Source organism: Siccibacter colletis (assembly GCF_000696575.1).
Taxonomy (GTDB): Bacteria; Pseudomonadota; Gammaproteobacteria; order Enterobacterales; family Enterobacteriaceae; genus Siccibacter; species Siccibacter colletis.
In genome coordinates, this window is record NZ_JMSQ01000007.1 from 1 (window position 1) to 13,875 (window position 13,875).

The window sequence follows — 13,875 nt, forward strand, 5'->3', positions numbered from 1 at the left end:
AAAGCTTATGGCCGCGAGGCGGTAAGCGAACAGAATTTGCCTGGCGGCTGTAGCGCGGTGGTCCCACCTGACCCCATGCCGAACTCAGAAGTGAAACGCCGTAGCGCCGATGGTAGTGTGGGGTCTCCCCATGCGAGAGTAGGGAACTGCCAGGCATCAAATTAAAGAACCCTCAGCGAAAGCTGAGGGTTTTTTGCTTTTGTATTCCTGAAAACGTCCCGGCAGGTCATCTGCCCGTACCATCCCTGGCTGTCATCCAGGCTTCTGCCACCGCCGGCAGCTGCAGGATCAACCCTGTTGGGTATCAGTCCATACCATCACAACACCGGCTGCCACCACATCCCTGCGCAGGGCCGCGCCGCCGGGCGCGGATGTGAGCGTTGCGCCACTCTGCAGGGAAGCGGCACACCACCCGTAAACGACCCGGTAGCAGACTGAAACTCCCCCAGCACACGTTAACGGTTAACAGGCTTTACGCCTCCCGGAAGCCTGCCGCACCCTGTACCTTGAAACTTTCTCACCTTCCGCTTGCAGACTCGACATTCAGGCCATTTCTGGTTAATGTTGGGCATCTGGATGTCTAAACGTTTAAACGTATGATTTGAGGAAAAAGGTTATGCCAATAAGGGTGCCTGATGAGTTACCTGCCGTAAATTTCCTGCGTGAGGAAAATGTCTTTGTTATGACGCATTCCCGCGCCAGTAATCAGGAGATCCGACCGCTTAAGGTGCTCATCCTCAATCTGATGCCAAAGAAAATCGAGACGGAAAATCAGTTCCTGCGCCTGCTGTCGAACTCCGCTCTGCAGCTCGATATTCAGCTGCTGCGTATCGATAGCCGTGAATCACGTAATACGCCGGCGGAACATCTCAATAACTTCTACTGTAATTTTGAAGATATTCAGAACGACAATTTCGATGGGCTGATCGTTACCGGTGCGCCGCTTGGTCTGGTTGAATTTAATGACGTTGCTTACTGGCCGCAGATCAAACAGGTGCTGGAGTGGGCAAAAGATCACGTTACCTCCACGCTATTCGTCTGCTGGGCCGTACAGGCCGCGTTAAATATCCTTTACGGTATCCCGAAGCAGACCCGCAGCGAGAAGCTTTCCGGTGTCTATGAGCATTTCATCACCCATCCACACGCGCTGCTGACCCGTGGTTTTGATGATTCCTTCCTGGCTCCGCATTCGCGCTATGCTGATTTCCCGGCGGCGCTGATCCGCGATTACACCGATCTTGAGATTCTGGCTGAATCACAGGATGGCGACGCCTACCTGTTTGCCAGCAAAGATAAACGTATCGCCTTTGTCACCGGGCATCCGGAATATGATGCCAATACCCTCGCTGGAGAGTATTTCCGCGACGTAGAAGCCGGCATCGATCCCTCTGTGCCGTACAACTACTTCCCGGGCGACGATCCACAGCAGAAGCCGCGCGCAACGTGGCGCAGCCACGGTAACCTGTTGTTTACTAACTGGCTAAATTACTATGTTTACCAGATCACGCCGTTCGATCTGCGCCACATGAATCCCACGCTGGATTGATCCTCTCCTTACGAATCAGGCACCTTCGGGTGCCTTTTTTATTTTCAAAATCTCCTCTCAATGTTGTCACAACTTTAATCGTTTATTAAATAACGGTTTACCTCAATGCAATACATAAAATGGAAATTGTTTTTGATTTTAGAAATAGATTAAGTAGATTTAATGGTGCTGAACGAATATTACGCAAAGGATCGTGCCCATGATTAGCCGCGTAAAACAGGATCAATCGGGAGGAGGAGCATTATGTCGCAACAGGCTACAACCACTGAGTTAAGCTTCACCCAGCGTTTTGGCAAGCAGGAGCAGCAGATCCTGACGCCAGACGCTATCGCGTTTCTCACTGAACTGGTGTCACGCTTTACGCCGCAGCGCAATACGCTTCTGGCTGCGCGCGTACACCAGCAGGCACAGATTGATGCCGGCACGCTGCCTGATTTTATTTCGGAAACCGCTTCCATAAGAGAAAGCGCATGGAAAATTCGGGGCATACCGGACGACCTGCTCGATCGCCGCGTTGAGATCACCGGTCCGGTAGAGCGCAAGATGGTGATCAATGCGCTGAACGCGAACGTGAAAGTATTTATGGCCGACTTCGAAGACTCGCTGTCGCCGGCGTGGAGCAAACTGATCGAGGGCCAGATCAACCTGCGCGATGCCGTGAATGGCACCATCACCTGGACCAATGAAGCCGGTAAAATCTATCAGCTCAAACCCACCCCTGCGGTGCTGGTGTGCCGCGTGCGCGGTCTGCATCTGCCGGAAAAGCACGTCACCTGGCGTGAGGAACCAATCCCGGGCAGCCTGTTCGATTTTGCGCTCTACTTTTTCCACAACCATCAGCAGCTGCTCGCCAAAGGCAGCGGCCCCTATTTTTATCTGCCGAAAACCCAGTCCTGGCAGGAGGCCGCCTGGTGGAGCGAAGTATTCAGCTTTACCGAAGATCGCTTTGGCCTGACGCGCGGCACAATTAAAGCCACGCTGTTGATTGAAACCCTGCCAGCGGTGTTCCAGATGGACGAAATTCTGCATGCGCTGCGCGACCACATCGTCGGCCTCAACTGCGGGCGCTGGGATTACATCTTCAGCTATATCAAAACGCTGAAAAATCACGGCGATCGGGTTTTACCAGACCGTCAGGTCGTTACCATGGATAAACCTTTCCTGAGCGCCTATTCCCGGCTGCTCATCAAAACCTGTCACCGCCGTGGGGCGTTTGCGATGGGCGGTATGGCGGCGTTCATCCCGAGCAAAGACGCGGAGCGTAACAGCTGGGTGCTGAACAAGGTAAAAGCGGATAAATCGCTGGAAGCGCAGAACGGCCACGACGGTACCTGGATTGCGCATCCGGGGCTCGCCGACACCGCGATGGCGATATTCGACCAGGCGCTGGGCGAACATAAAAATCAGCTGCACGTCACCCGTGAAGAAGACGCCCCGATTACCGCAGCCGAATTGCTGGCACCGTGCGACGGCGAGCGCAGCGAAGAGGGGATGCGCGCCAATATCCGCGTCGCGGTGCAGTACATCGAAGCCTGGATCTCGGGCAACGGCTGCGTACCTATCTATGGCCTGATGGAGGACGCGGCCACGGCGGAAATTTCGCGTACCTCGATCTGGCAGTGGATCCATCACCACAAAACCCTGAACGACGGCACGCCGGTCACCAACGCGCTGTTCCGCCAGTGGCTGGATGAAGAGATGATGGTGATCCGCGAAGAGCTGGGCGAGCACCGTTTCAGCAACGGTCGCTTCAGTGAAGCGGCCAGGCTGATGGAGCAGATCACCACCTCCGATACGCTGATCGACTTCCTCACCCTGCCGGGCTACCGCTGGCTGGCCTGAATTACCCGGTAAAGACGCCCGCGGTCAGAGTGAAAACTGATGTCGTCTGCGGTCTGACGGTTTGCATCCTTAACGCCTGACACAGGCACGATAAGAACGGAGCATCTGCCATGACACTTTCACGTACCCAACAAATCGAACAGCTGGAACATGAATGGAAGCAGGCGCGCTGGCAGGGGATTGTTCGTCCCTACAGCGCAGAAGAGGTGATAAAGCTGCGCGGCTCGGTCAATCCGGCCTGCACTCTGGCCCAGCGTGGCGCGGAGAAACTCTGGCGCTTGCTGAACGGCGAGTCGAAGAAGGGCTATATCAATAGCCTGGGCGCGCTCACCGGCGGGCAGGCGCTGCAGCAGGCGAAGGCGGGGATTGAAGCCATCTATCTCTCCGGCTGGCAGGTGGCCGCAGACGCTAACCTCGCCGCCAGCATGTATCCGGATCAGTCGCTCTATCCGGCGAACTCAGTGCCTGCGGTGGTCGATCGGATCAACAACACTTTCCGACGGGCGGATCAGATCCAGTGGGCGTCCGGGATCGAGCCGGGCGATCGGGGCTATACCGATTATTTTCTGCCGATCGTCGCCGATGCCGAAGCCGGATTCGGCGGTGTGCTTAACGCGTTCGAGCTGATGAAATCGATGATCGAAGCCGGGGCGGCGGGGGTCCACTTTGAGGATCAGCTGGCCTCGGTGAAAAAGTGCGGCCATATGGGCGGCAAAGTGCTGGTGCCTACCCAGGAAGCGATCCAGAAGCTGGTCGCCGCCCGGCTGGCAGCCGACGTGATGGGCGTACCGACGCTGCTGATTGCCCGCACCGACGCCGATGCTGCGGATCTCATTACTTCCGATTGCGACGACTACGACCGCGAATTTATTGTCGGCGAGCGTACCTCTGAAGGCTTCTATCGTACTCATGCCGGCATTGAGCAGGCCATCAGCCGCGGACTGGCTTACGCGCCCTATGCCGACCTGGTGTGGTGCGAAACTTCCACCCCGGACCTCGACCAGGCGCGCCGTTTTGCCGAGGCTATTCATGCCCGCTTCCCCGGTAAACTGCTGGCCTACAACTGTTCGCCGTCGTTCAACTGGAAGAAAAAGCTCGACGACGACACCATCGCGCGTTTCCAGGATGCGCTGTCGGCGATGGGTTACAAGTACCAGTTCATTACCCTCGCCGGTATTCACAGCATGTGGTTCAACATGTTCGACCTGGCGCACGCCTACGCGCAGGGCGAGGGCATGAAGCACTATGTGGAGAAAGTGCAGCAGCCTGAATTTGCCGCCGGGAAGGATGGCTACACCTTCGTGTCGCACCAGCAGGAGGTGGGGACGGGCTACTTTGACCATGTCACCACCATCATTCAGGGCGGCGCATCGTCGGTGACTGCGCTCACCGGTTCGACCGAAGAGCAGCAGTTCTAGCGGCGCGCACGGCGGGCAAGCGTCAGCGTTACCCGCCGTGTTTTCGGTTATCTCTCGGTTGCATCACCTTTCCCTCAGGAGCCTGCCTGTGACACGCGGACTGGAACTGTTGATTGCGCAGACCATACTGCAGGGCTTCGACGCCCAGTATGGCCGTTTTCTCGAAGTGACTGCCGGGGCGCAGCAGCGCTTCGAACAGGCGGACTGGCACGCTGTGCAGCAGGCGATGAAAAGCCGCATCCATCTCTACGATCACCACGTAGGTCTGGTGGTGGAGCAGGTCAGGTGCATCATGGCAGGCAAACGCACCGACGCCACTTTTTTACTGCGGGTAAAAGCGCAGTACACCGATCTGCTGCCGGGCTATCCGCGTTTTGAAATTGCCGAAAGCTTTTTTAACTCTGTCTACTGTCGGCTGTTCGATCACCGCGCGCTCTCCCCCGAGCGCCTGTTTATTTTCAGCTCGCAGTCCCCGCAGCGCTTTCGCAATCCGCCGCGTCCGTTGAGCAAAACCTTTCAACCGGACCGGGGTTGGGAGAAGCTGCTTACTACCTTACTGCGGGATCTGCCGCTGCGCCTGCCGTGGCAGGATCTGGCGCGCGACGTGGGCTACATTACCGCGCACCTGGCGGAGAGCCTCGGCCCGGAGATGATGCGTAAGGCCTCGCTGGAGATGGTAAACGAGCTGTTCTGGCGCAACAAAGCCGCCTGGCTGGTGGCGAAGCTGATCCTGCCGGGCGGTACGCTACCGTTTCTGCTGCCGATCCACCGAAGCGATGACGGCACGCTGTTTATCGATACCTGCCTCACGCGCCACGCCGAGGCGAGCATCGTTTTTGGTTTCGCGCGCAGCTATTTCATGGTGTACGCCCCGCTGCCGGGCGCGCTGGTGGAGTGGCTGCGGGAAATCCTTCCGGGGAAAACCACGGCGGAACTCTATATGGCAATTGGCTGCCAGAAACACGGCAAAACCGAAAGCTATCGCGAATATCTGCACTACATCACCGCCACCGATGAGCAGTTTGTCGAAGCGCCCGGCATTCGCGGCATGGTGATGCTGGTGTTCACGCTGCCCGGCTTTGACCGGGTATTTAAGGTGATCAAAGACCGCTTCGCACCGCAAAAAGAGATGAGCGCGGCCCACGTCCGGGCCTGCTATCAGCTGGTAAAGGAGCACGACCGCGTTGGCCGTATGGCGGACACCCAGGAGTTTGAAAATTTCGTGCTGGAGAAGCGGCACATCAGCCCGTCGCTGATGGCGTTGTTGCAGGCTGAAGTGGCGGAGAAGATCACCGATCTGGGAGATCGCATCAGCCTCAGCCATCTCTATATTGAACGCCGCATGGTGCCGTTGAATATCTGGTTTGAACAGGTCAGCGGCGCTCAGCTACGCAACGCGGTGGAGGAGTACGGAAATGCCATCCGTCAGCTGGCGGCGGCCAATATCTTTCCCGGCGATATGCTGTTTAAAAACTTCGGCGTCACGCGCCACGGCCGGGTGGTGTTCTACGACTACGATGAGATCTGCTACATGACGGAAGTGAACTTCCGCGATATTCCGCCCGCGCGCTACCCGGAAGACGAACTGAGCGCCGAGCCCTGGTACAGCGTGGCGCCCGGCGATGTGTTTCCTGAGGAGTTCCGCCACTGGCTGTGTGCCGATCCACGTATCGGGCCGCTGTTTGAAGAGATGCACGCCGACCTGTTCCGCGCCGCCTGGTGGCGCGAGCTGCAGGCGCGCATTCGCAGCGGCCACGTGGAGGACGTCTATGCGTACCGTAGACGCCAGCGGTTCAGCGTGCGCTACGGTCAGCGCCGGCAGGCGGGGTAGCCTCAGGTAAAGTAGTAGCGAACGACGTGGAAAAAGACCGGCGCGGCAAAGCACAGGGAATCAATACGATCCATCATGCCGCCGTGGCCTTCCAGCATCGCGCCAAAATCTTTTACGCCGCGATCGCGTTTGATGGCAGACATGCACAGCCCGCCGGCAAAGCCCAGCAGCGTAATCAGCAGCGAGATAAAGAACGCCTGGAGCGGGTTAAAGGGCGTGATCCACCACAGCCCGGCGCCTACCAGGCTGGCAGTGAAAATGCCGCCGATGAACCCCTCTACCGTCTTGTTCGGGCTGAGCTTTGGCACGATGGCGCGCTTACCCCACAGCTTGCCGAACACATACTGCAGCACGTCGGAGATCTGCACCACAATCATCATGAACAGAATGAGTTTGATGTTCTGGCCTGCGTAACCGGGGATGTCGAGCATCAGCAGGGCGGGCGCATGACTGACGCAGTAGATCGCCATCATCAGGCTCCACTGGATTTTGGCGCTGCGTTCCAGGAAATGCTGTGTATCGCCCGCCAGCGCGACGCGTACCGGGATAAACAGGAACGCGTACACCGGAATGAAGATCACGAATACCCCGTACCAGTCGAAACCGACGAGGAAATACTGCACCGGCAGAATGGCGAAGAAGCACCAGAACAGCGCCTCGTGGTCCCCGCGCCGGGTCGGCATCAGGGTTATGCACTCCCGCAGCGCGAAAAACGACATCAGGGCAAACAGCACCACGGAACCTATAGGGCCGATCAGCATGGCGATGACCGACACGGTACACATCAGCCACCAGGCGCGGATGCGGGCGTTGAGGTTGGCGATAGTGGCGTTCTTGTAGCGGCGCGACAGGGCGAAACCAATGATGCTCGCCACGGCTAACACGCCAAACAGGCCCATCAGCAGCAGACTGAGAGCGGGATCCATATTAATCATTCGCAAGCGCCCCCAGCGCCGTTTTTGCCCGTGCTAAAAAGTCCTGTTTTGATTCATCCCCGGCAGGCGCGTCAATCGGCGCGCCAAAAGTGGCGGTACAGATAATCGGCACCACCAGACGCGAGCCTTTCGGCAGCACCCGGTTCATATTTTCCAGCCACACAGGGACCAGCTGCGCCTCCGGCATACGGCGTGCCAGGTGGTACAGCCCGCTTTTGAACGTGGCTACCCCATTCCCGTCACCGCGAGTACCTTCCGGGAAGATGATCAGCGACTCGCCTTTCTCCAGCGCGTCTGCCAGCGAGGCCAGCGGATCGCGCGGCGCGGCAGACTCGCTCGCTTCCGGCGTATCTGCGGCCTGGCGACGGCGTTCAACCAGCACGGCATTAAACACGCGCGAAGCGAGGTAGCGGCGCAGCGGCGTTTTTTGCCAGTAGTCTGCCGCCGCCACCGGATGAACCTGGTTACGCAGCGCGCGCGGCAAGCTGGCCCAGATCACCAGCCCGTCCAGATGGCTGCTGTGGTTGGCGTAGTAGATAGTGGGGCGGTCTTTTTGCGGCACCTGATGCCAGAACGACTTTACGCCAGTCAACAGGCGGCACAGGGTGACCAGAAAGGATTGCACAAGGGTTTTATCCAGCGAGAAACGGCTCATCCGGCTTCTCCCTGACGCAAGCGGGCTAACACATCCCGGGTGCGGAGCAGCGCGGTCAGCGCAGAGCCTGCGGCAATAATGGCGAGCGTTGCCAGCAGGATCGGCTCGCCCCACTGCGGCACAACGGCAGCAAGTACCGCGGCCCCGGTCAACAGCGCCATACGGTGCTGCTTCGCCATCGGGCCGGTGAAACGCTGCGCCAGCCCGCAGGTGCCGCCCAGCAGGCGAACATAGGCGGTAAAGATAGCAAAGAACGCGGCGGCCCAGGCCAGCTCCACGCCATACGCAACCTGCGTCAGGCCATAGCCCGCGCCGAGAAACAGCAGCGTATCGGAGAGGCGGTCGGGCAGCTCGTTAAATACGGCACCCGCCGGGCTGCGCATGCCGCCTTCCACGGCGACCATGCCGTCGAGCAGATTGCAGATCAGGCGCCCCTGAATGCCCACCGCCGCGACCAGCAGCGCGCCGCGTTGCAGCAGGCTGTTGTCGAGATGCCAGACGCAGAGAAAACAGAGTGCAGAAAGTGCAGCGCAGACGATGCTGAAGAGAGAGATGCCGTTCGGCGTGCATCCCTTATGCCGTAAAAACGCAGCGGCAGACACCGCCCACTGCGCATCGCGCGTCTTTACCGGACGGCGATCGTGAATATCCTTTTCCATTTAAGTCATTAACCAGGTTGGTAAAATTTGGGCACCCAGTATAAAACCAATCAGGAATTAACGCACTCCACCATATTTTAGTGTGACCTCTTTCGCCGCTTTGATTACCAGCGCCCCCAGCTCGGTCACGCGATCGTCGGTAATGCGTGAAATCGGGCCGGAGATGGAGATGGCGGCAAACGGCTCGTGATGTTCGTCGTAGATGCAGGCCGCCACGCAGCGCAGGCCGAGGGCGTGCTCCTCGTCATCAAACGAATAGCCGCGTTTGCGGGTCTGGGCGAGATCGTCTTTCAGGTGCAGCGGGGAAACCAGCGTCGCCGGGGTATAAGCGTGCAGCCCTTTACGGTGCAGCAGACCGGTGACCTGCTCCTCGCTGAGCTGCGACAGAAAGGCTTTTCCCGCCCCGGAAGCATGCATGGGCAGCTTGCCGCCGATTGGCGCGGACATGCGCATCAGCTGGGTGCACTGCACCTGGTCAATGATAATCGCCTGATGATCGTTCTGGTCGAGCACCGCCAGGTTTACCGTCTCCCCTGACTCTTCCATCAGCTTACGCAGCACCGGGTGGACAATCGCCAGCAGATTGCGGCTCTGCAGGAAGCTGCTGCCAATGATGAACGCGTGCGCGCCGATGGACCAGTGGCCGAGATCGCCAACCTGATGCACAAAGCCGAGCTGTTGCATGGTGGTGAGCAGGCGGTGCGTGGTGGAGTTCGGCAGGCCAGCCTGCTGCGCCAGCTCGGTCAGGGCGACGCTGCCCTGGGATTCCGCGATCCACTCCAGCAGCTTCAGGCCACGGGTCAGAGACTGTACCTGCCCGGTAGCGGGCGCTGGCGCGGCAGCGACGGCAGTGCGGGGTTTTTTACCGCGTTTGGCGGGGACGGGCGCGACCATAACGGACTCCTTTTCTGTATCGTGGAAATCATTTTCGTTTCATCTGGCGATAATGCAACCGGCGTCTGACTGATCGGATGAGTCAATTATGAACATGTCTCATGTTACTGCAGTGTGACTTTTCCACCCTGGTGCTTTATGCCAGTATGGTTCGCTGGCCTGTTGGCCTGACTATAACGCCGGGAGTGAATGTGAGTAGCACTGTTGAACAACTGCACGCGCAGCTAGCCAGACGAATTCTGGTGCTGGATGGCGGCATGGGGACCATGATCCAGAGCTATCGCCTGGAGGAAGCGGATTTTCGCGGCGCACGTTTCGCCGACTGGCCCTGCGACCTGAAAGGCAATAACGATCTGCTGGTGCTCAGCAAACCGGAGATCATTGCCGCGATCCACTCCGCCTACTTCGAAGCGGGCGCTGACATTGTGGAAACCAACACCTTCAACTCCACCACTATCGCGATGGCCGACTACCAGATGGAAGCGCTGTCGGCGGAAATCAATTTTGAGGCCGCGAAGCTGGCCCGCGCCTGTGCGGACGAGTGGACGGCGCGCACGCCGGATAAACCGCGCTATGTCGCGGGCGTGCTTGGCCCGACGAACCGCACGGCCTCCATTTCGCCCGACGTGAATGACCCGGCCTACCGTAACGTCACCTTTGATGAGCTGGTGGTGGCCTACCGGGAATCAACCCGCGCGCTGGTGGAAGGCGGGTCGGACCTGATCCTGATCGAGACGGTGTTCGACACCCTGAATGCGAAAGCCGCGATCTACGCGGTGAAAGCGGAATTTGAGGCGCTGGGCGTTGACCTGCCGATCATGATTTCCGGCACCATTACCGATGCATCCGGGCGCACGCTCTCCGGCCAGACCACCGAGGCGTTCTACAACTCCCTGCGCCATGCCGATGCGCTCTCCTTCGGCCTGAACTGCGCACTGGGGCCGGACGAACTGCGCCAGTACGTGCAGGAGCTGTCGCGCATCGCCGAATGCTACGTCACCGCCCACCCAAACGCCGGCTTGCCAAACGCCTTCGGGGAATATGACCTCGACCCGGCACCAATGGCGGCGCAAATCGGTGAATGGGCGCAGGCCGGTTTTCTGAACATTGTCGGCGGCTGCTGCGGCACCACGCCGGAACATATCGCGGCCATGAGCCGCGCGGTAGAAGGCGTTGCCCCACGCCCACTGCCGGAAATCCCGGTCGCCTGCCGTCTGGCAGGGCTGGAGCCGCTCACGATTGGCGACGATTCGCTGTTCGTGAACGTCGGCGAGCGCACCAACGTCACCGGCTCGGCAAAATTCAAGCGCCTGATTAAAGAAGAGAAGTACAGCGAAGCGCTGGACGTGGCGCGTCAGCAGGTGGAAAGCGGCGCGCAGATTATCGATATCAACATGGATGAGGGGATGCTCGACGCCGAAGCGGCGATGGTGCGTTTTCTCAACCTGATTGCTGGCGAGCCTGACATCGCCCGCGTGCCGATCATGATCGACTCCTCAAAGTGGGAGGTGATTGAAAAAGGGCTGAAGTGCATTCAGGGCAAAGGCATCGTTAACTCCATCTCGATGAAAGAAGGCGTCGACACCTTTATTCATCACGCGAAGCTGGTGCGCCGCTACGGTGCCGCAGTGGTGGTGATGGCCTTCGATGAAGTGGGCCAGGCCGATACCCGCGCGCGCAAAATCGAGATCTGCCGCCGGGCCTATAAAATTCTCACCGAAGAGGTGGGCTTCCCGCCGGAAGATATCATCTTCGACCCGAACATCTTTGCCGTGGCGACCGGCATCGAAGAGCATAACAACTACGCCCAGGACTTCATTGGCGCCTGCGAAGACATCAAGCGTGAATTGCCGCATGCGCTGATCTCCGGTGGCGTGTCCAACGTCTCTTTCTCGTTCCGCGGTAATGACCCGGTGCGCGAAGCCATTCACGCGGTGTTCCTCTACTACGCGATCCGCAACGGCATGGACATGGGGATCGTGAACGCCGGTCAGCTGGCAATCTACGACGATCTGCCGGCAGAGCTGCGTGATGCGGTCGAGGATGTGATCCTCAATCGCCGGGACGACAGCACCGAGCGGATGCTCGATCTGGCCGAAAAGTATCGCGGCAGCAAAAGCGACGAGGCCGCCAATGCCCAGCAGGCGGAGTGGCGCAGCTGGGAGGTGAAAAAACGGCTTGAGTACTCGCTGGTGAAGGGCATTACCGAGTTTATCGAGCAGGATACCGAAGAGGCACGCCAGCAGGCGGAGCGCCCGATTCAGGTGATTGAAGGGCCGCTGATGGACGGCATGAACGTGGTCGGCGACCTGTTCGGCGAAGGCAAAATGTTCCTGCCGCAGGTAGTGAAATCCGCCCGCGTGATGAAACAGGCGGTGGCGTACCTGGAGCCCTTTATCGAAGCCAGCAAAGAGAAGGGCAAAACGAACGGCAAGATGGTGATCGCCACCGTGAAGGGTGACGTGCATGACATCGGCAAAAACATCGTCGGCGTGGTGCTCCAGTGCAATAACTATGAAATTGTTGACCTTGGCGTGATGGTGCCGACGGAGAAAATCCTCAAAACCGCGCGCGAGGTGAATGCGGACCTGATTGGCCTCTCGGGGCTGATCACCCCGTCGCTGGACGAGATGGTGAACGTGGCGAAAGAGATGGAGCGTCAGGGCTTTACCATTCCGCTGCTGATTGGCGGAGCGACCACGTCGAAAGCGCATACCGCGGTGAAGATTGAGCAAAATTACAGCGGCCCGACGGTCTACGTGCAAAACGCCTCGCGCACCGTGGGCGTGGTGTCGTCGCTGCTCTCCGATACCCTGCGCGATGAGTTCGTGGCGCGTACCCGTAAAGAGTACGACACCGTGCGTATTCAGCATGCGCGTAAGAAACCCCGTACCCCGCCGGTCACGCTGCACGCGGCGCGGGAAAACGATCTGGCCTTCGACTGGGAGAGTTACACTCCGCCCGCTGCGCACCGCCTCGGTGTTGAAGAAGTGACTGCCAGCATCGACACGCTGCGCAACTACATCGACTGGACGCCGTTCTTTATGACCTGGTCGCTGGCCGGGAAATACCCGCGCATTCTTGAAGATGACGTCGTGGGCGAGGAGGCGCAGCGCCTGTTTAAGGATGCCAACGAGATGCTTGACCAGCTCGCGGCGGAAAAATCACTCACGCCGCGCGGCGTAGTGGGGATCTTCCCGGCGAACCGGGTGGGCGACGACGTGGAAGTCTACCGCGACGAGACGCGCACCCACGTGCTGGCGGTCAGCCGCCATCTGCGCCAGCAAACCGAGAAGGTCGGCTTCGCTAACTACTGCCTGGCAGACTTCGTGGCACCGAAACTGAGCGGTAAAGCGGATTATCTTGGCGCGTTTGCCGTCACCGGCGGGCTGGAGGAGGACGCGCTGGCCGACGCCTTCGACGCGCAGCACGACGACTACAACAAGATCATGATTAAAGCGGTGGCCGACCGCCTGGCGGAAGCCTTTGCCGAGTATCTGCACGAGCGGGTGCGCAAAGTGATCTGGGGCTACGCCCCGAATGAAAACCTCAGTAATGAGGACCTGATCCGCGAGAACTATCAGGGCATCCGCCCGGCACCAGGCTATCCCGCCTGCCCGGAGCACACCGAGAAGGCCACCATCTGGCAATTGCTGGATGTGGAAACCCGCATCGGGATGAAGCTCACCGAGTCTTACGCCATGTGGCCGGGCGCGTCGGTGTCCGGCTGGTATTTCAGCCATCCCGACAGCAAGTACTTCGCCGTGGCGCAAATCCAGCGCGATCAGGTGGAGGATTACGCCCAGCGTAAAGGCATGAGCGTCAGCGAGGTGGAGCGGTGGCTCGCCCCGAATTTGGGGTACGATGCGGACTGATCTGATCCTACGCGCATAAAAGGCCATAACGTCATGGCGGTGGATAATTACGTCTCCCCGCCATGATTATCGACTCATTGCCGTGTAGGGCGGGTAAGCCTGCGCACCCGCCATAACAAGCGGTACGGTGTGGATGTACTCACCCGTCAGTAACAGCCTTCACCCACACAACGCGCAACCGCCCCCGTCTGGCATTAACCCTTTATACTCATCTTATCGC

At 59.0% G+C, this 13,875-nt stretch carries 9 protein-coding genes and 1 rRNA gene; 6 read left to right on the forward strand and 4 right to left on the reverse strand.

What is annotated here, in order from left to right:
* The first annotated feature begins 39 nt into the window (after positions 1-39).
* From rrf to aceK, 5 genes are all read left to right on the forward strand, one after another.
* Positions 40-155 (forward strand): 5S ribosomal RNA (gene rrf / locus ET34_RS0108940).
* A 461-nt stretch (positions 156-616) separates the two neighbouring features.
* Positions 617-1,546 (forward strand): homoserine O-acetyltransferase MetA, encoded by a 930-nt coding sequence (gene metA, locus ET34_RS0108945; protein WP_031521326.1) that lies wholly within the window; start codon positions 617-619, stop codon positions 1,544-1,546.
* Positions 1,547-1,789: 243 nt separating this feature from the next.
* Complete coding sequence (aceB, locus tag ET34_RS0108950; protein ID WP_031521328.1) at positions 1,790-3,388, forward strand: malate synthase A; 1,599 nt, start codon at positions 1,790-1,792, stop codon at positions 3,386-3,388.
* Between the two features lie 110 nt (positions 3,389-3,498).
* Positions 3,499-4,806: an isocitrate lyase gene (aceA, locus tag ET34_RS0108955; RefSeq protein WP_031521330.1), complete on the forward strand. Its 1,308-nt coding sequence runs from the start codon at positions 3,499-3,501 to the stop codon at positions 4,804-4,806.
* A gap of 88 nt (positions 4,807-4,894) precedes the next feature.
* Positions 4,895-6,637, forward strand: a complete 1,743-nt coding sequence (gene aceK, locus ET34_RS0108960) for a bifunctional isocitrate dehydrogenase kinase/phosphatase (RefSeq protein WP_031521332.1) — start codon at positions 4,895-4,897, stop codon at positions 6,635-6,637.
* A 2-nt stretch (positions 6,638-6,639) separates the two neighbouring features.
* Here aceK and ET34_RS0108965 read toward each other — a convergent pair whose 3' ends face one another.
* From ET34_RS0108965 to iclR, 4 genes are read right to left on the reverse strand one after another with little or no spacing between them, the layout of a single operon-like run.
* Complete coding sequence (locus ET34_RS0108965; RefSeq protein ID WP_031521334.1) at positions 6,640-7,572, reverse strand: phosphatidate cytidylyltransferase; 933 nt, start codon at positions 7,570-7,572, stop codon at positions 6,640-6,642.
* Positions 7,565-8,227, reverse strand: a complete 663-nt coding sequence (locus tag ET34_RS0108970; RefSeq protein ID WP_031521336.1) for a lysophospholipid acyltransferase family protein — start codon at positions 8,225-8,227, stop codon at positions 7,565-7,567. Before ET34_RS0108970 ends, ET34_RS0108965 begins: the two co-directional genes overlap by 8 nt.
* Complete coding sequence (locus ET34_RS0108975; RefSeq protein WP_031521337.1) at positions 8,224-8,886, reverse strand: CDP-alcohol phosphatidyltransferase family protein; 663 nt, start codon at positions 8,884-8,886, stop codon at positions 8,224-8,226. Before ET34_RS0108975 ends, ET34_RS0108970 begins: the two co-directional genes overlap by 4 nt.
* A 57-nt stretch (positions 8,887-8,943) precedes the next feature.
* Positions 8,944-9,780 carry a glyoxylate bypass operon transcriptional repressor IclR gene (gene iclR / locus ET34_RS0108980; RefSeq protein WP_031521339.1) on the reverse strand — a complete coding sequence of 279 codons (837 nt, stop codon included), beginning with the start codon at positions 9,778-9,780 and terminating at the stop codon, positions 8,944-8,946.
* Positions 9,781-9,971: 191 nt separating this feature from the next.
* Here iclR and metH point away from each other — a divergent pair, with 191 nt between their 5' ends.
* Entirely contained in the window at positions 9,972-13,655 is a 3,684-nt protein-coding gene (gene metH / locus ET34_RS0108985; RefSeq protein WP_031521341.1) for a methionine synthase, read from the forward strand.
* Positions 13,656-13,875 lie beyond the last annotated feature (220 nt).